This window comes from Streptomonospora mangrovi, from assembly GCF_027604915.1.
GTDB lineage: Bacteria > Actinomycetota > Actinomycetes > Streptosporangiales > Streptosporangiaceae > Streptomonospora > Streptomonospora mangrovi.
Genome location: NZ_JAJAQC010000019.1, coordinates 81077 through 98882, shown reverse-complemented (window position 1 = coordinate 98882; position 17806 = coordinate 81077). Strand labels below are relative to the sequence as shown.

Sequence of the window (17806 nt, the reverse complement as noted above, 5' to 3'; positions counted from 1 at the left end):
AAACCGCTTCCCGCCGCGCGGGCCCGCGTGGAAGCCTGGCGCGCATGCCGACAACACGACGCGAACTGCTGCGCTGGCAGTTCGACATGACCTGGTCCCTGTTCGAGTACCACCTGGAGCGGCTCGGGCCGGACGACTTCCTGTGGGAGCCGGCCGACATCTGCTGGACGATGCGCCAGGACGCCACCGGCACCTGGCGCCCCGACTGGTCCGACACCGAGCCCGATCCCGTCCCCGTGCCCACCGTCGCGTGGGTGACCTGGCACATCGGCTGGTGGTGGAGCGTGGCGCTGGACCACGCGCAGGGCCGCCCGCCCCGGGAGCGCGACGACGTCGTGTGGCCGGGGCCGGGCGAGGCGAGCGTGGCGTGGCTGCGCGGGCTGCGGGCGGAGTGGGCGTCGGTGCTGGAGGATCTGGCGGACGCCGACCTGGACGCCCCCGCGCGCTTCCCCTGGCAGGAAGACCCGGACATGACCGTGGGGCACACGCTGGCGTGGCTCAACGCCGAGCTGATGAAGAACGTCGCCGAGATCGGTCAGTTGCGGATGGTACGCGCGGCGTCGAAGCAGCCGTCCTGAACCCCGTCCCGGCGCGCGGCGGAGCGCCGGGCCGCTCCGCCGCCGGCCTTGCCTTGACGTTGACGTCAAGGTCTACCGTCGTAGGCATGCGCATCGGTGAACTCGCCAGACGCGCCGGGACCACCACCCGAGCGCTGCGGTTCTACGAGTCCCAGGGCCTGCTGAGCGCGCGGCGCGCGGCCAACGGCTACCGGGACTACGACGAGGAGGACTACCGCCTGGTCAGTGAGATCCTGACCCTCCAGGCGGTGGGGTTCAGCCTCGACGACACCCGGCCGTTCGTGGAGTGCCTGCGCTCGGGGCACGAGACCGGCGACTCCTGCCCCGACTCGATCGAGGTGTACCGCCGCAAGCTGGCCGACGTGGACGCCTTCATCGACCGGCTGAAGGCGGTGCGGGCGGACCTGGTCGTCAAGCTCACCGACGCGCTGGAGCGGCAGCCGGCCGTGTGCAACATGACCGGGCCGCTCCCCGGCGATACCCCAGGCGACGAGGAGCCGTAATGCCACAGACGGATGTGTCCGGCCGGATCACCGCGGTCACCGACGCGGACTTCGAGGAGCGCGTCCTCAACGCCGATGGGCCGGTGCTGGTGGATTTCTGGGCGGAGTGGTGCCCGCCGTGCCACATGATCGCGCCCGTGCTGGAGGAGATCGCCGCCGAGCGCGCCGACTCCCTGACCGTCGTGAAGATGAACAGCGACGAGAACCCGCTCACCCCGCGCGAGTACCAGGTGATGTCGCTGCCGACGCTGATGCTGTTCCGCGGCGGCCGCCCGGTGCGGGTGGTCGTGGGCGCCCGCCCGAAGTCCCGCCTCCTGGCCGACCTGGTCGACGCGCCGGACCAGTGACCCCCGCAGGGGCGCCGCGCCCGGCCCACCGGCCGCGCCCGGCGCCCCCGCCCGCAGCCTCCACGGCCTCCACAGCCTGTGGACAACCAACGCGGCCCCGCCCGGTCCGGCCGCACACTGGGGCGTGCACCACTCCCGCCGCCCCAGGAGGCCCTGGTGACAAACCGACCCGCCGACATACCGACATGTCCCCCCGCCCCGGGGGCCGCGCTAGCCCCGGACCAGGGCCCGCAGCTCGGCCACGGTGATCCACGGCTGCTTGGCGTGGATCATGCGGTGGCAGTTGGCGCACAGCATCGCGAGGTCGTCCAGCGTGTTCTCGCCGGCGCCGGCGTGGTGCAGCGGGACCACGTGGTGGATCTCGATGTACCCCTCGCCGCGCGGCCCGTACCTGCGCCCGAAGTCGAACCCGCACACCTCGCAGGCGATGGGCAGGCCGTGGCGGCGGGCCCACTCCACCTTGGCGTTGCGCAGCGGCCGGCTCCGCTCCCGGGAGTACTGGAGCCGCAGCCGGAGGTGGCCCTCGACCGCACTGGGCCACTCCACCCACGAGTCGTCCTCGTCCACCGGCGCCAGGCCCGCCACCTCGTCGTCCCCGGCCCACTCCCGGATCTCGCGCACGGCGCCGCGCGTCGCCTCGGGGTCGTCCACGAAGCGGCGCACGACCTCGCGCAGCATCCGGGCGCCGCCGCTCCGCCCGGCCTCCATCGCGGTGCGCACGCGCACGGCGTCGGCGCAGACGCGCGCGACCTCCGCCGCGCCGCGGAACCCGGACCCGCGCGTGCCCGGCGGGTACATCCGCAGCCGCCGCAGGAGGTCGGACAGCGCGCGCACCCCGGGGTCGTCCGCCGGAGGGCCCGTCCAGCCGCGGTCGTCCACCAGCCCGCACGCCAGCAGCAGTTCGTCCCACACCCAGGCGGGTTCGCGCTCCGTGCGGACGTCGAAGCCCAGTTCGCGCAGCCGCCGCCCCACGGTCTGCTCTCCGCCGGAGAACTCCGCGGGCCGCAGGGCCCTGCCGCCGGCATACCGGTGCGCCACGCCGACGATCGCCTTGGAGTCGTACTCCCGGCCCAGGTGGACCACCACGTAGGCGCGTGCGGGCTTGTACCCGTAGTGGTTGAGGAAGGTGTCGCGCCCCAGGCGGTCGCATTCGGCCATGGCCTGGAGAACGGATTCCGCAGTGATGTCCGCCCACCCCATCCGGTCAGCGTAGTGTCACCGCCCCGCACCGGTGGAAGGGGCGGGTGTGGCCGGATCGGGCCGGGCGGGGCGCCGGCCCGGAGGGGGCGCACCGCGTGCCGGGGGCGTGGGATGGTGTTTCGGACGCTCGGAACCGGTATGGCGACCTGTCCGCATGTCGACATGGCGACTTCCCAGGGGCGCGGGGGAGCGCGGGGTCCGCTGCTGTGCGCGGGGCGGCGGGGCCGCCGACCGGAGGGTTCCGGAGGGCGGCCCCGCCGGGGTGGGCGGGTCGGCGGCTCAGCCGCAGGCGTACAACTGGAGGCCGCTGTCGTCGGATCCGCCCCAGGCCGACGGGTCGACCAGGGTGCAGTTCTCCTGGACCCACTCCTGGCGCTGGCTGCCGCCGGCCATCGGGCCCGCGGCGGGCTGGGATCCGTCCGCGCCGCCCGACGCGGCCGCGTCGCCGGTGTCACCGGTGGCCGCGCTGCCGGATTCGTCGGCATCGGCGGTCGCACCGCCCGGCGCGCCGCCGCCCGCTCCCATGCCGCCGCCGAGCAGGACGAACCCGATGTCGCCCGACTCCTTCCACTGGGCGAGCTGCTCGACCGAGGGCGCGTCGTCGGAGCCGGTGAACCCGCCCATACCGACCACCGCGAGGTCGGAGTTGATGATGTAGGACGTCGCGCTCATGGCGCCGCCCTCCACCGCGAGCGGGACCGCGGCCTCGCCCGCGTTCTCCGCGACGTAGGCCAGCATCCGGCTCTGCTCGTCGGTCAGCGACGCCCCGCCGCCGCCCGGACCGCCGGGCGCGCCCGTCCCGCCGGAGGAGGCGTCCTGGCCGGCCGCGCCCTCGGCCTGGTCCGCGCCCTGGGGGGCCTGCCCCTGCGGGAAAGCGCCCTGCGACCCCCCGGACGGCGGGCCGCCCTGGGCACCGCCCGGGGGCGTCCCCGCGGCGCCGCCCTGGGAGTTGCCGCCCTGGGCGTCCTCATCCTGGTCGTCCTGGCCGCCGCCCATGCCGCCCATGCCGCCGGGGCCGCCGCCCATGCTGTCGGCGGGGCCGGCCATGGGGTTGGAGCCGTTCATCGCCCCCGAGGCGGCCGTCGCCGCCAGCCCCGACCACGCGGCCGGGACCGCCAGCACGGCCGCCAGGCCGAGCGCGAGCGCGGCCCGCGCCAGCCCGCGTCGGCCGCCCAGCCGCTGCACCACCAGCAGGACCACCGCCACCGCGGCGAGCCCGATCACCAGGTACCCGGCCCAGACGTGCCACTCCGGTGTACGCCAGACGACCGCCGACGACCAGGCGGCGGTGGTCAGGACCGCCAGCGGCAGCAGCAGCCACGCGCGGCCCGCCGGGCGCCGGTACCACGCCCAGAACCGCACCAGCCCGGCGCCGGCCACGGCGGCGATCGCGGGGGCGAGCATGGTGGTGTAGTAGGGGTGCATGGTGCCCTGCGCGAAGCTGAGCACCAGGCCGACCACGACCAGCCAGCCGCCCCACAGCACCCAGCCCGCCGCGCCGCGCCGGTCGAGCGGGCGGCCCGCGCGGCGCCGCAGCACCGCCGACACCGCCACCGCCGCCAGCACCAGGCCGCACAGCGGCAGCAGCCAGCTAATCTGGCCGGCGAGCTGGTCGTTGAACATTCGCAGGATCCCGGCCTGGCCGGAAAACCCGCCGCCCGGACCGCCGCCCCCGCCGGGCATGCCTTGGGCGGCGTCGCTCGCGGTGCCGGCGGCCGCCTCCGCCGCGCCCGAGGGCGCGCCGCCGCCCGGCCCGCCCGCGCCGCCGCCGAAGATCCGGCCGAAGCCGTTGTAGCCGAACACCAGGTCCCAGGCCGAGCCGTCGGTGCTGCCGCCGATGTAGGGCTTGGGCGCGGGCCACAGCGCGGTCAGCGCCACCCACCAGAACGAACTCGCCACCAGGACCACCCCGGCCACGCCGAGGTCCAGCGCCCTGCGCGGCCACGGCGCCCGGCTCGCGATCAGGTAGGCCGGCACGAACGCGGGCAGCACCATCCACGCCTGGAGCATCTTGGTGAGGAACCCGCAGCCCACCAGGAAGGCCGCCAGGGCCGTCCAGGCGGTGGCGCGCGGCCCCTCGGCCGCCCGCGTCATGGCGTAGGCCGCGCCGACGACCAGCAGCACCAGCAGCGTGTCGGGGTTGTTGATGCGGTTGATGGCCACGGTGATCGGGGTCAGCGCCAGGATCAGCGCCGCCAGCAGGGCGGCGTTCTCGCCCGCCCAGCGCCGCACCGTGCGGTGCAGCAGGAACACGGCGGCGACCCCGGCGATGGCCTGGGGGAGCTGCACGGCGACCTTGGAGAACCCCAGCAGCTTCACCGAGGCGACCTGCACCCACAGCGCCATCGGCGGCTTGTCGACCGTCACCACTCCGGCGGCGTCGAGGCTGCCGAAGAAGAAGTTCTCCCAACTGGTCGACATCGACTTCACGGCGGCGGTGTAGTAGGTGTTGCCCCACGACCCGCCGATCCCCCACAGGTACAGCGCCGCGGCCAGGCCGCAGACCGCCGCCAGCGCCCAGGGCCGCCAGCGGCGCCAGGGCGGGCGGGCCGCCGGCGCGGGCGGTGCGGTCGCGCGCGGAGCGGGCGCGGTCGCGGTGCGGTGGGTCATCGGTTCTCCTCCTTGGGGGACGCGGCGCGGGTGCGAAACACCCACGACCGCAGCAGCACGAAGCGCAGCGCCGTTCCGGCGACGGACGACACCACGAGGACGGCGACCTCCAGCCATCGGGCGGGATCGGGGGTGAGCGCGTGCAGCGCCAGCAGCGCGCCCGAGGTGAGCGCGTAGTACAGGCCGAACACGACCAGCCCCTGGACGTGGGCGCGCCCGCGCGCGCCCGCCGGGCGGGTGAACGTGTAGCGCCGGTTGGCCTCGGTGTTCCACAGGGTCGTGGCGACCAGGGCGGCGAGGTTGGCCGCCAGCGGCGGCAGCCAGGCGCGCAGCAGGGCGTAGAGGAGCGCGGTGGCCACGGTCGACACCGCGCCGATCAGCCCGAACGACACCAACTGCCAGGTCAGCCCGCCGCGCGGCGGGGCGAGCACGGCCTGCGGATGCGCCGGCCGGGGCGCGGGGCGGCGCGGCAGCCCGGGTACCCGAGCGGCGCCGGTGGCCTTGGCGCGGGCCACCCGCACCAGCCCGGCGAGGTCGTCGAGCGCGGTGCGCACGACGTCGACCCGGGTGTCGACGTCCTCGATCCAGTCGACGGGGACCTCGTGCACCCGCAGCCCGTTGTGCTCGGCCAGCAGCAGCAGTTCGGTGTCGAAGAACCACGCGTCGTCGCGCACGTGCCCAAGCAGCGGGCGGATGACGTCGGTGCGCGCGGCCTTGAACCCGCACTGGGCGTCGGAGAACCGGGCGCCGTGGGTGCAGCGGATCACCGCGTTGTAGGCCCGCGAGATCAGCTCGCGCCGGCCGCCGCGCACGGTCCGCGCGCCCGGCGCCAGGCGGCTGCCGATGGCGATGTCAGAGTGCCCGTTGACCAGCGGCGCGATCAGCGGGAGTAGCGCGTCCAGGCCGGTCGAGAGGTCCACGTCCATGTAGACCACCACGTCGGCGTCGCTGTAGCCCCACGCGGTGCGCAGCGCCAGCCCGCGCCCCTTGCGGTCCAGGTGCAGCACCCGCACCTTGTCCATCGCCGCGGCCAGTTCGTTGGCCACGGCCAGGGTGCGGTCGGTGCTGGCGTTGTCGACAACGGTGACGCACCACTGGAACGGCATCCGCTCGGCCAGGTGCGCGCACAGCACCTCCAGGCACCCGGGCAGCGACCGCTCCTCGTTGTAGACCGGGATCACGATGTCGACCCACACGGTCCGGCGCCGCTCCCCGGCCTCCTGCCGGACGGCCGCCTCTGCCACCCCCGTCATCTCCCTCACCTCTCTTCACTCGGTTCACCCCATGAAGCCGAAGAGAGGTGGGGCGTCTGCGGGAGAAACCTGGCAGAACCCTGGGAACCGGGCCGCCCACACGGCCGGGCGGCGCCGCCGGGGGCCGGTGCGCCGCCGCCTCGGGGACGCCGGACCGCCCGCGCCACCGGGGCCGGCGGGCCGCGCGCCCGATGGCGGGCGGCGCCGCGCCCATGTCCGCGCCGGGCGCGGCCGGCCGCGCCCGGCGCCCGGAAAGTGTGGTCGAGCCCACGGCGTCGCACCCCCGCACCCGGATAGCGGTAGGAGCGGATGCGCGCCCCGGGCACGCCGTCCGTCCCCGGGTTCCGCGCCGCCGCGGCGGGCGGGGCCATCCCGCGCGCGGCACATGGGAGGATTCGGCGCATGGACGTCCTCAGCCGCAACAACGTCGCCGTGACCGGCCGAAACGACGGGCCGACCGTGGTCCTGGCGCACGGCTTCGGCTGCGACCAGAACCTGTGGCGCCTGGTGCTGCCCCGGCTGGAACGGGACTTCCGCGTCGTCCGGTTCGACTACGTCGGCTCGGGGAGATCGGACCTGTCGGCGTGGAGCGCCGATCGCTACAGCGCGCTCGACGGCTACGCCCGCGACGCGGTCGAGGTGTGCGCGGCGCTCGACCTCACCGGCGCGGTGTTCGTCGGCCACTCGGTGAGCGCGATGGTGGGCGTCCTCGCGGCGGCCGCCGCCCCGGAGCGCATCGGTGCGCTGGCGATGGTCACCCCCTCGCCCTGCTACATCGACGACGAGGGCTACCGGGGCGGGTTCAGCGCCGCCGACATCGACGAACTGCTGGACTCCCTGGACTCCAACTACCTGGGCTGGTCCGCCGCCATGGCGCCGGTCATCATGGGCAACCCGGACCGGCCGGAACTGGGCGCGGAGCTGGAGCGCTCCTTCTGCGCGACCGATCCCGACATCGCCGCCGTGTTCGCCCGCACCACGTTCCTGTCCGACAGCCGCGGGGACCTCCAGACGGTGTCCGTGCCGACGCTGATCCTGGAGTGCGCCGAGGACGTGATCGCGCCGCGCGAGGTGGGCGCCTACGTGCACGCCGCCATCCCCGGCAGCCGGCTGGTCACCCTGGACGCCACCGGCCACTGCCCCCAGCTCAGCGCGCCGGAGGCCACGGCCGAGGCGATCGCCGCCTTCGCCCGCGGCCTGGCGTGATGGCGCGCGTGAGCCGCGGGCCCGAGCCCGCCGACACCGGGGGCGGCGACGGCGGGGCCGACGACGCGGCGTTCACGTCGCTGCTGGAGGACAGCGCCGAGGAACTCTACGAGAGCGCGCCCTGCGGCTACCTGTCCACGCTCATGGACGGCACGATCGCCAAGGTCAACGCCACGCTGCTGGCGTGGCTGGGCCGTGACCGCGACGACGTGGTCGGCCGGCTGCGGTTCAGCGACCTGCTGACGGTCGGCGGCCGCCTCTACCACGAGACCCACTTCGCGCCGCTGCTGCGCATGCGCGGCGAGGTCAACGGGATCGCGCTGGAGATCCGCGCCGCCGACGGCTCCCGGCGGCCGGTCCTGGTCACCTCGACCGTCAAGACCGCCGAGGACGGCGAGCCGCTGCTGATCCGCACCACGCTCACCGACGCCCGCGACCGGCGCGCCTACGAGACCGAACTGCTGCGCGCCCGCAAGGCCGCCGAGGAGGCGCGGCGCCAGGCCGAGGCCGACCGGGCGCGGTTGCAGGAGGCGATGGCCGTCCTCCAGCAGAGCCTGCTACCGGACACGCTGCCCGAGATCCCGGGTCTGGAGACGGCCGCCCACTACCACACGGCCTCGCCCGACCAGGTGGGCGGCGACTTCTACGACCTGTTCCCCCTCGGCGCCGACCGGTGGGGGTTCTTCCTCGGCGACGTGGTCGGCAAGGGTCCCGAAGCGGCCTCGCTGACCTCTCTGGCCCGCTACACGCTGCGCACGGCCGCCCTCTACGAGACCGAGCCGGCCGCGGCGCTGACCGTGCTCAACGCCGCCCTCACCGAGCGCGGCACCGACGGGGACCCGCGCTACTGCACCGCCGTGGTCGGTGTGCTCGACCGCGACGGCGACGGCTTCGAGGTGCGCCTGGCCAGCGGCGGCCACCCGCCGGCCGTCGTCGCGCGGGCGCAGGGCGGCGCGCGGCCGCTGGAGACCCCGGGCGGGCTGATCGTCGGCATCCTGTCCGACGCCCCGTTCGCCACCGCCCGCACCCGGCTGGCGCCCGGCGACAGCCTGCTCCTCTACACCGACGGCCTCACCGAGGCGCGCGTCGGCGGCAACCGCGACCTGTTCGGCGAGGACGCCCTGCGCGCGTTCACCGCCGACCACGGCCGTTCCGGCCCCCAGGAGCTGGTGCGCGCCCTGGTCCGCCTCCTGGAGGAGTTCGGCGAGGGCCTGAGCGACGACACCGCCCTGCTGTGCCTGGGGGTGCCGGCCGCCCCACGCGGGGCCGGGGAGGCCGCCCAGGCGTAGCGGCCACGTGCGGCGGCGGCCGCCACCCGCCGGGACCTTTCCGGTCCGCCGCGGCGGTGGGCGGCCGCCGGTACGCCCTGCCCCGCGCCGGGAGGTGCCGGGCGGCCCCGCTCGGCCACCCGGCACGGGGCGCAGGTCAGCCGGTGTAGTTGGGATCGGCGACCAGCGGGTTGGTCACGCCCGCCTCCTCCAACAGCTCCTGGTGGCGAGCCAGGTCCTGGTCGATCAGCCCTTGCTCAGTGGCGGACGCCTCAGCGTCGGACGACTCGGCCGGGGCGGGCTCCTCGGCCACCGGGGGCGCCGGGACGTCGCTGGCGTAGGCGGGGACCGCGCCGAACAGCGCGGAGGCACTGAGGCCGGCCACGAGCAGCAGCTTCTTGAGGTTCATGGTGGTTCCTTCGATGGTTGTTTCCGGGAGTACGCCCCAACGGCGTGCTCAGGACGGCGGATGCCGCGCCCGGGTTGCGGCGCGGATCGGCCGGTGTGGTGTGCAGCGGCCCGGTCGGTTCCGCCGGTCCGGACGGGAGGTCCGCGGATTCGGGGCGAGGGCGAGGCGGCGGGGATCGCGGCGGGTGAGGATCGGGAAGCGGGATGGACGGCGGCCCGCGGGGTGCCCGCTCCGGGGAGGGTGGGGCGGGCGCCGTGTCAGCCGAGGATCTCGACCGGCGTGCCGATCGGGAGGTTCTCGGCCATCCAGGTGATGTCGTCGTTGGAGACCCTGATGCAGCCGTGGCTGATCCGCTGCCCCAGCGCATCGGGGTCGTTGGTGCCGTGCACGGCGAGCTGGCCGGGGCCGCCGGCGAACGTCTCCAGCGTCTCGGAGTGCCCGCTGAGGCCGAACGCGTAGGCCCCGTAGTCGCCGTCGGGGTCGGAGGGCTGGAGCAGTTCGGTGAAGTAGTACCGGCCGGGCGGGGTGGGCGTCTCGCTCTCCCCGGTGCCGATCGGCCCCGAGCGGACCTCTTCACCGCCGTCGAAGACGGTGAACGTGAACGCCTCGGGGTCGACTTCCAGCCGGAAGTCGGTGCCCGTCAACTCGACGTCCGCACTGCGCACCCAGCCCGTGCTCCCGTTCGGCCGCACGGGCAGCAGCACCTCCAGCCACTCGCCCCTGTTCTGCTCCACCAGGAACGCGCGGTCGGCACCGAAGTCGTTGGGGCTGGCCAGCGTCTCTGCGACCTCCTCCCCGCCCTCCTCGGCGAAGATCTCGATCTCGTCCCCGACCACGGTGGCGATCTCGGCGGTGGCGGCCCCCTCGGCCGGGGCCTCGGCCGCCGACTCCTCGTTCGCGCCGCCGCCCTCGTCCGGCGCGTCGGCCGGGGCGGACTGGCAGGCGGTGAGGGCGGTCAGGACGGCCGCCGCGGCGAGCGGCGCCAGGAGCCGGCGGGCGCCCGTTCGGGCGTCGGAGCCGGCGAAGGCAAGTCGGTACATGAGGGGAGTCCATCCGGCATCGGTTCCGCGGCGGCCGGGGCCGTCCGCGTCTGCGGGAAGAGGCGCCCGGCGGTGATCCGCCGGACGACACGAAGACTGTCCGAGGATTGTGAAGGTCCCGTGTGGCCGTCGTGTGAGTCCGGTGTCCGCGCCGTCCGGGCGCGTACGATCAGTCCGCCCCCGGTCCCGGCCCCTCCCCCGGCCTCCCGGACCACCGCTGACCGACGGAGGGACCCCCGCGTGTGCGCGCACGTGCTTGTCGCCGAGGACGACGTGAACCAGGCCGAACTCATCCGGCGCTGCCTGGAGCGCGAGGGGCACGTCGTGTCCGTCGTCCACGACGGGCGGGCCGCCGTCGAGGCGCACCGGCGCAGCGGCCCCGACCTGGTCGTGCTGGACGTGATGATGCCGGTGATGACCGGGCTGGAGGCGTGCCGCGTGCTGCACGCGGAGTCCGACGTCGCCCTGCTCATGCTCACGGCGCGCTCCACCGAGGACGACCTGCTGACGGGCCTGGACCTGGGCGCCGACGACTACATGACCAAGCCGTTCAGCCCCCGCGAGCTGATGGCGCGCGTCCGCACCCTGCTGCGGCGGTCCCGCCGCGCCGCCGCCCCGGAGCCCGAGGACCGGACACTGCGCGCCGGCCCCCTGGCCGTCGACCCGGACCGGCACACCGTGCACCTGCGCGGGATGCCCGTGGCCTGCACGCCCGTCGAGTTCCAACTGCTGGAGGTGCTCGCCGAACGACCCGGCCGCGTGTTCACCCGGGCGCAACTGCTGGAGCGCATCCACGGCATCGACCGGTTCATCACCGAGCGCACCATCGACGTGCATGTGAAGAACCTGCGCAAGAAGCTGGAGGCGCAGCCGCGCCGCCCGACCCTGCTGCACACGGTCTACGGGGTCGGCTACAAGATCGACGGGTCCGCCGATGGCGCGCGCCCGGCGTAGCGTCGGGCACCGCGGGGTCGCGCGCCCCCCGCTTCGGGGCGCCCTGCGGCACAGCCTGCTCGCCCGCGTGCTGGCCAACTCCGTCCTGGTCGCGGTCTGCTCGGTCCTCGCCACGGCGTGGCTGGCGGTGCAGGGCACGTCCGAGTCGATCAGCTCCCAGCAGGGCGAGACCCTGGCCGTCGACACACGCATCCACAACACCCTGGTCGGCTACGCGGCCGCCCACCCCGAGTGGGACGGCGTGCAGGACGCGGTCGAGGACCTGGCCGACGAGACCGGGCGCCGTATCGCGCTGACCACGGAGAACCGGCAGCTCCTCGCCGACTCCGCCGAGCCCGGGACCCCGCTGCCCGCGCACACCGCCTCGGTGGTCGACCCGCTGGCCGTGGACGTCACCTTCGCCCCCGACGACACCGACCGCATCGACGCCCGCGCGGTCGGCCCGTTCGCCCTCGGCACCGAGGACGGCGAGCGGCTGGTCATGTTCGCCAAGGAGATCGCCGCCTGCCTCACGGCCACGCACGGCGGCGAGGTAGCGGTGGTCGACACCCCCAGCGGCCGCCCGGCCTTCGAGTGGGACGGCACCGAACCCGACGAGTACGCCTTCGCGGACTGCAACGGCGACCTGCTGGCCCCCACCGCGAGCGAGCAGGAGGCGCTGGACGACCTCAACGGGCGCATAGGCCACTGCCTGGAGCCGTACGGCCTCCAGGCCGAGTACACCATCGACGGCCTCACGGGAACGGGCACCGTCGCAACCGGCCCGCCCGCCGAACCGCCGGGGGCGCAGCCGTCGGACGAACCGGGGGCCGAGGTCGCGGCGGGCCTGCCCGAAGCGACGCCCCTCCGCCCGTCCGACGGCGGGTCGGCATCAGGCGTGGTGGACGAGGACCCGGCCGATTCGCCGCTGACCGCCTCCCTCGACGCCCGGACGGCGGCCTGCGTCGACACCGCCCGCCGCGACCAGCTCGACCCCTACGTCGCCCCGGCGGCCCTGCTGTTCATCGACGACCCCGCCGCCAGCCCCGCCCAGGACATGGCGCTGTCCCGCGAGGGCCTGCTGCGGGTGTCGGGGGTGGTGCTGCTGGTCCTGGTGCTGACCGTGGTGGTGAGCGTGGCGGTGTCGATGCGGCTCATCCGGCCCGTGCACGCCCTCACCGACGCGGTGCAGCGGATGCGCGTCGGGGACGCGTCGGCGCGGGTCGCGGTGCGCGACGCGGGCGAGATCGGGCGGCTCGGCGCCGCGTTCAACGAGATGTCGGAGCACCTACAGCGGCTGGAGGAGCAGCGCAAGGCCATGGTCAGCGACGTGTCGCACGAACTGCGCTCTCCGCTGAGCAACCTGCGCGGGTGGCTGGAGGCGGCGCAGGACGGGTTGACCGAACTCGACCCGCAGCTCATGGCGATGCTGGTCGAGGAGACGCGGTTGCTCCAGCGCATCATCGACGACCTGCGGGACCTGGCGCTGGCCGACGCGGGCAAGCTGCGGCTGTCGCCGGAGCGGGTCGAGGCGGCCGACCTGGTGGCGCAGGCGGCGGCCAGCCACCGGCTGGCGGCCGAATCAGCGGGGCTGCGCCTCACCATCGACGCCGAGGAGGGGGTCGTGCTCTACGCCGACCGCACCCGCGTGCTCCAGGCGGTGGGGAACCTGCTCGGCAACGCGCTGCGGCACACCCCGGCGCCGGGGGAGATCACCGTGCGGGCGCGGGGCGAGGGCGACGAGGCGGTCATCGAGGTGGCGGACACCGGGGTGGGCATCGCGGCGGACGACCTGCCGCACGTGTTCAGCCGGTTCTGGCGGGCGGAGAAGTCCCGCAACCGCAAGACGGGCGGCAGCGGCCTGGGGCTCGCCATCGTCCGCAACCTCACCGAACTGCACGGCGGCCGCGCCACGGTCACCAGCACCCCCGGGAAGGGCTCGACCTTCACCCTCCGCCTCCCCCTCACCGGCCCCCGTCGCGGCGACCTCCTAGACCGAGACCGTTGATGGGAGATATGGAGAAGGTCCCCGCCGGGTTCGGCGGGGACCTTCTTACCCGCGCTTTTCAGTGTGGGTGTTTTGTCAGTTCGGTCAGGGGTGACGTCGGATGCCGCTGACCTGGGATCGGCGTCCGCTGGGGTCCGCCACGACCGGGCGGCGGCTGCCCGAGTTGCTGTCACCACTGCTGCGAAAAGGCCCCTAGCAGATCCCGCTAGGGGCCTTTTCGCAGCTTGTTCGGGTGGGCGTACCAGGACTTGAACCTGGGGCCTCATCCTTATCAGGGATGCGCTCTAACCGACTGAGCTATACGCCCGTGTTCCGGCTGGAACTCTACCGCAAGTGGGGGACCGGGGCGAACCGGTTACCTGCGGGAAGGGGGCTGGCGCGGGGGTTCCGCGCCGGGCCTGTGCCTTGAGTCTAGCCGAGGACGGGGGCTGCTCGGGACGGTGGTTACTCGGTCTCGGACAGGGTGACGTCGATGCCGCCCACCAGGTCGGCCGCGAGGTTGTAGAGCATCGCGCCGATCGTGGACAGGGACGTGATCAGGATGATGTTCAGCGCGCCCAGGAGGCCGGTGTAGCCCAGTACGCGGGCGGGCGAGAACCACTGGTCGGGGTTGAGGTTCAACTCGTCGCCCTCGCCGCCGTCGGTCAGGGACGAGATGAGGTCGGTGACCGCGTCGAAGACCCCCAGGCCCGACAGGATCACGTAGAGGACGGTGACCGCGACGAAGAGGATGATGAAGCACACCAGCGAGATGACGAAGCTGAAGCGCATCACCGACCACGGCTCCACCCGGCTCACCGTGAGGTGGGCCTTGCGGCTGGACTTGGTGGCCTTCACCGAGGGCTCGGGCGTGCTCGGCGCCATCATGGACACTCCCCTTTGCTCGGCCTTCGCCATCGCGGGGGCCTCCTTCGCCGATCGGGAACCGGAAGACTCGCTGGAGGCCGTGCCCGAGGCGGTGCCCGCGGTACTGCCCGCTGTGCTGCCCGCGGAGGTGTCCCCGGTCCCGGACGCGGCCGACGTGCCGCCGGAGGCGCCCGCCTTGGCGCCGGCCGCGGCGGTGTCGCCGGTCTGGCCGGACGTCGTAGTGGTTGTTCCACCCGAGGCGGCCTTCGACACACCCGATGAGGGAGCGGTGGATGAGGAGGACGACGGCGAAGAGGTCGACGAGGACGCGGCTGCGGATGCCTTTCCGGATGCCTTTCCGGACGTCTTCGCGCTGCCCTTGCCCGCTGCCTTGCCCGAGGCCGTGCCCTCCGGCTTCTTCACGGGCGAATCCGGCGTCTCGGACCCGGCCGAAACCGGGGTGTCGGCCTGTTCCGCTTCTTCCGTGCTCACGGTGCCTTCCGCCTCGGTCTCCTCGGGAGCGGCGGCGGAATTGCGTTGCGTGTTCTCAGACTTAGCCACGTTACCGCTGGACTTTCCATGTGACGGGTGGAACCGGATCAGGGGGGATGGCTGCGCGGGGGCGCTCCGCGATCGCGGGCGTCGTGCCACGGGAGCACACTCTAGTGCCCATGTCGGGGATCGTCCGAAACAGCACGCTGAGGGCGTCCGATTCGACCGGTTCGGCTGCGGGCCGGCCCCCGCCCGCCCCTACCCGCCACCGCCCCGCACCCGAAGCCCGGGGCCGCACGCCCGGCGGCGGTCCGCACGGCCCTCGGGCGCGCCCTCACGCGCCCGCTGCCGCCCGCCCGCCGCCCCCGCCCGGCCCCGGGCGGGAAACGGGCGGCGGCCGCCCCACAGGCCCGCTGAGCCCCGGGACGGCCGCCGCTTCGCCGTGTCGCGCGCGGTGCGCTACTCCTCGGTCGACGTCTCCTCGCCCGGCTCCTCGCCCGGCTCTGCGACGCCGGCCGTGGCCGACTGCTCCTGGAGGCCCGGAGTGCCCTCGGTCATCTCCTCCTCGTCCTCGGCCTCGGCGTTGCGCGCGATGGCGACGACGTGGGTGCCCTTGGCCAGGTTCATCAGCCGCACGCCCATGGTCGCCCGCCCCGACTGCTTGATCTCGGCGCAGCGGGTCCGGATGACCCCGCCCGAGGAGGTGATCGCGAAGACCTCGTCCTCCTCCGGCGACACCATCAGCGCGCCCACGAGCTTGCCGCGCGCCTCGACCACCTTGGCGGTCAGCACGCCCTTGCCGCCCCGGTTCTGCACCGGGTACTGGTCGGCCGGGGTGCGCTTGGCGTAGCCGCCCTCGGTGGCGACCAGGACGTCGGCGGCGCCGTCGGAGTCCCGGATGACGTCCATGCTCAGCAGGTAGTCGCCCTCAAGGAACCGCATGCCGATGACGCCGCTGGTGGCGCGGCCCATCGGCCGCAGCGACTCGTCGGACGCCGGGAACCGGATCGCCTGGGCGTCGCTGCTGATCAGCAGCAGGTCGTCGGTGGGGAACACCAGCCGCGCCGCGATCAGCTCGTCGTCGTCGCGCAGGTTGATGGCGATGATCCCGGCCGACCGCGCGGAGTCGAAGTCCTCCAGCCGCGACTTCTTCACCAGCCCCTGCCGGGTGGCCAGCACCAGGTACGGCGCGTCGTCGTACCCGCGCAGCGCCATGACCTGCGCGATCTCCTCGTCGGGCTGGAACTCCAGCAGGTTGGCCACGTGCTGGCCGCGCGCGTCGCGCGCCGCCTCGGGCAGGTCGTAAGCCTTGGTGCGGTAAACCCGGCCCTTGTTGGTGAAGAACAGGATCCAGTTGTGCGTGGTGGTGACGAAGAAGTGCTGGATGATGTCGTCCTGCTTGAGGTGCGCGCCCCGCACCCCCTTGCCGCCGCGCTTCTGCGCCCGGTAGCCGTCCAGCCGCGTGCGCTTGGCGTAGCCGCCGCGGCTGATGGTGACGACCACGTCCTCCTCGGCGATGAAGTCCTCCATACGCATGTCACCCTCGAACGGGATGATGTGCGTGCGGCGGTCGTCGCCGTACTTCTCGACGATCTCGGTCAGCTCGTCGCGGACGATCGACCGCTGGCGCTCGGGCGAGGCCAGGATGTCGTTGTAGTCGGCGATCTGCTCCATCAGCTCGTCGTACTCGGCGGTGAGCTGCTGGCGCTCCAGCGCCGCGAGCTTGCGCAACTGCATGTCCAGGATCGCCCGCGCCTGGATGTCGTCGATCTCCAGCAGCTCCATCAGGCCGGACTTGGCCTCGTCGGCCGACGCGCTGCCGCGGATGAGCGCGATCACCTCGTCGATCCGGTCGATGGCGCGCAGCAGCGCCCGCAGGATGTGCGCCCGCTCCTCGGCCTTGCGCAGCAGGTAGCGGGTGCGCCGGACGATGACCTCGATCTGGTGGGCCACCCAGTGCCGGATGAGCTGGTCCAGCCGCAGCGTGCGCGGCACGCCGTCGACCAGGGCCAGCATGTTCGCGCCGAAGGTCTCCTGGAGCTGGGTGTGCTTGTAGAGGTTGTTCAGCACGACCTTGGCGACCGCGTCGCGCTTGAGCACGATGACCAGGCGCCGGCCGGTGCGGCCGCTGCTCTCGTCCCGGACGTCGGCGATCCCGGAGATCTTGCCGTCCTTGACCAGGTCGGCGATCTTCAGCGCGAGGTTGTCGGGGTTGACCTGGTAGGGCAGCTCGCTGACGACCAGGGCCTGGCGGCCGCGGGCGTCCTCCTCGACCTCCACCACCGCGCGCATGGTGATCGAGCCGCGCCCGGTGCGGTAGGCGTCCTCGATCCCGCGGCGGCCCACGATCAGGCCGTTGGTGGGGAAGTCGGGGCCCTTGATCCGCGCGATCAGCTCGTCCAGCAGGACGTCGTCGGTGGCGTCGGGGTGGGTGAGGTACCAGTTGACGCCGTCGGCGACCTCGCGCAGGTTGTGCGGCGGGATGTTGGTGGCCATGCCCACCGCGATGCCCGAGGAGCCGTTGACCAGGAGGTTGGGGAACCGCGCCGGCAGCACGACGGGCTCCTGGGAGCGGCCGTCGTAGTTGGGCCGGAAGTCGACGGTCTCCTTGTCGATGTCCCGCAGCATCTCCATGGCCAGCGGCGCGAGTTTGCACTCGGTGTAGCGCATGGCCGCGGCGGGGTCGTTGCCGGGGGAGCCGAAGTTGCCGTTGCCGTCGACCAGCGGCATCCGCATCGACCAGGTCTGCGCCAGCCGCACCAGGGTGTCGTAGATGGGGCTGTCGCCGTGCGGGTGGTAGTTGCCCATGACGTCGCCGACGACGCGGGCGCACTTGAAGTAGCCGCGGTCGGGGCGGTACCCGCCGTCGTACATGGCGTAGAGCACCCGCTGGTGCACCGGCTTGAGGCCGTCGCGCACGTCGGGCAGGGCGCGGCCGACGATGACCGACATCGCGTAGTCGAGGTAGCTGCGCTGCATCTCGACCTGGATGTCGACGGGTTCGACCCGCTGGCCGCCGCCCGCTTCGTCGTCAGGGGCTTGCGGTGTGTTCGCATCCGTCACGGGATGAGAGATCCTTTTCTGCTAGTTCGCTGCCGCGGGATGTCGGGGCG

14 protein-coding genes and 1 tRNA gene are annotated in these 17806 nt (G+C 73.8%); 7 read left to right on the top strand and 8 right to left on the bottom strand.

All coding sequences use genetic code 11. From position 1 onward, the window contains the following. The first annotated feature begins 44 nt into the window (after positions 1-44). From LG943_RS13500 to trxA, 3 genes are all read left to right on the top strand, one after another. Complete coding sequence (locus LG943_RS13500) at positions 45-578, top strand: DinB family protein (protein ID WP_270072604.1); 534 nt, start codon at positions 45-47, stop codon at positions 576-578. 86 nt (positions 579-664) lie between these two features. After that, a complete protein-coding gene (locus tag LG943_RS13495) occupies positions 665-1081 on the top strand; it encodes a MerR family transcriptional regulator (RefSeq protein WP_270072603.1) in 417 nt (138 codons plus the stop codon). Then, the gene (gene trxA, locus LG943_RS13490; protein ID WP_270072602.1) at positions 1081-1428 is read left to right on the top strand and encodes a thioredoxin; all 348 of its coding nucleotides are present in this window, start codon (positions 1081-1083) and stop codon (positions 1426-1428) included. Before LG943_RS13495 ends, trxA begins: the two co-directional genes overlap by 1 nt. A gap of 210 nt (positions 1429-1638) precedes the next feature. Here trxA and LG943_RS13485 read toward each other — a convergent pair whose 3' ends face one another. The 3 genes from LG943_RS13485 to LG943_RS13475 form a co-directional block, all read right to left on the bottom strand. Then, on the bottom strand, positions 1639-2586 hold the full coding sequence (locus tag LG943_RS13485) for an HNH endonuclease (RefSeq protein WP_270072601.1): 948 nt from the start codon (positions 2584-2586) through the stop codon (positions 1639-1641). A gap of 321 nt (positions 2587-2907) precedes the next feature. Continuing rightward, a complete protein-coding gene (locus LG943_RS13480) occupies positions 2908-5238 on the bottom strand; it encodes an ArnT family glycosyltransferase (protein ID WP_270072600.1) in 2331 nt (776 codons plus the stop codon). Next, positions 5235-6491, bottom strand: a complete 1257-nt coding sequence (locus LG943_RS13475) for a glycosyltransferase (protein WP_270072599.1) — start codon at positions 6489-6491, stop codon at positions 5235-5237. Before LG943_RS13475 ends, LG943_RS13480 begins: the two co-directional genes overlap by 4 nt. A 402-nt stretch (positions 6492-6893) precedes the next feature. Here LG943_RS13475 and LG943_RS13470 point away from each other — a divergent pair, with 402 nt between their 5' ends. Both LG943_RS13470 and LG943_RS13465 read left to right on the top strand, forming a co-directional pair. Continuing rightward, positions 6894-7697: an alpha/beta fold hydrolase gene (locus tag LG943_RS13470; RefSeq protein WP_270072598.1), complete on the top strand. Its 804-nt coding sequence runs from the start codon at positions 6894-6896 to the stop codon at positions 7695-7697. An 8-nt stretch (positions 7698-7705) separates the two neighbouring features. Continuing rightward, positions 7706-8986: a PP2C family protein-serine/threonine phosphatase gene (locus tag LG943_RS13465; protein WP_270072597.1), complete on the top strand. Its 1281-nt coding sequence runs from the start codon at positions 7706-7708 to the stop codon at positions 8984-8986. Between the two features lie 136 nt (positions 8987-9122). Here LG943_RS13465 and LG943_RS13460 read toward each other — a convergent pair whose 3' ends face one another. Together LG943_RS13460 and LG943_RS13455 are read right to left on the bottom strand one after the other, a co-directional pair. After that, positions 9123-9374, bottom strand: coding sequence for a hypothetical protein (locus tag LG943_RS13460; RefSeq protein ID WP_270072596.1), 252 nt, complete (start codon positions 9372-9374; stop codon positions 9123-9125). Between the two features lie 257 nt (positions 9375-9631). Beyond that, positions 9632-10414 (bottom strand): L,D-transpeptidase, encoded by a 783-nt coding sequence (locus LG943_RS13455; protein WP_270072595.1) that lies wholly within the window; start codon positions 10412-10414, stop codon positions 9632-9634. A 240-nt stretch (positions 10415-10654) separates the two neighbouring features. Here LG943_RS13455 and LG943_RS13450 point away from each other — a divergent pair, with 240 nt between their 5' ends. Together LG943_RS13450 and LG943_RS13445 are read left to right on the top strand one after the other, a co-directional pair. Beyond that, positions 10655-11368: a response regulator transcription factor gene (locus LG943_RS13450; protein WP_270072594.1), complete on the top strand. Its 714-nt coding sequence runs from the start codon at positions 10655-10657 to the stop codon at positions 11366-11368. After that, a complete protein-coding gene (locus tag LG943_RS13445; protein WP_333486362.1) occupies positions 11349-13355 on the top strand; it encodes a sensor histidine kinase in 2007 nt (668 codons plus the stop codon). Before LG943_RS13450 ends, LG943_RS13445 begins: the two co-directional genes overlap by 20 nt. 233 nt (positions 13356-13588) lie before the next feature. Here LG943_RS13445 and LG943_RS13440 read toward each other — a convergent pair. From LG943_RS13440 to gyrA, 3 genes are all read right to left on the bottom strand, one after another. After that, a tRNA-Ile gene (locus LG943_RS13440) sits at positions 13589-13662 on the bottom strand. Positions 13663-13799: 137 nt separating this feature from the next. Next, positions 13800-14474, bottom strand: a complete 675-nt coding sequence (locus LG943_RS13435; protein ID WP_270072627.1) for a DUF3566 domain-containing protein — start codon at positions 14472-14474, stop codon at positions 13800-13802. A 678-nt stretch (positions 14475-15152) separates the two neighbouring features. Beyond that, positions 15153-17756: a DNA gyrase subunit A gene (gyrA, locus tag LG943_RS13430; RefSeq protein ID WP_270072592.1), complete on the bottom strand. Its 2604-nt coding sequence runs from the start codon at positions 17754-17756 to the stop codon at positions 15153-15155. Positions 17757-17806: the final 50 nt, after the last annotated feature.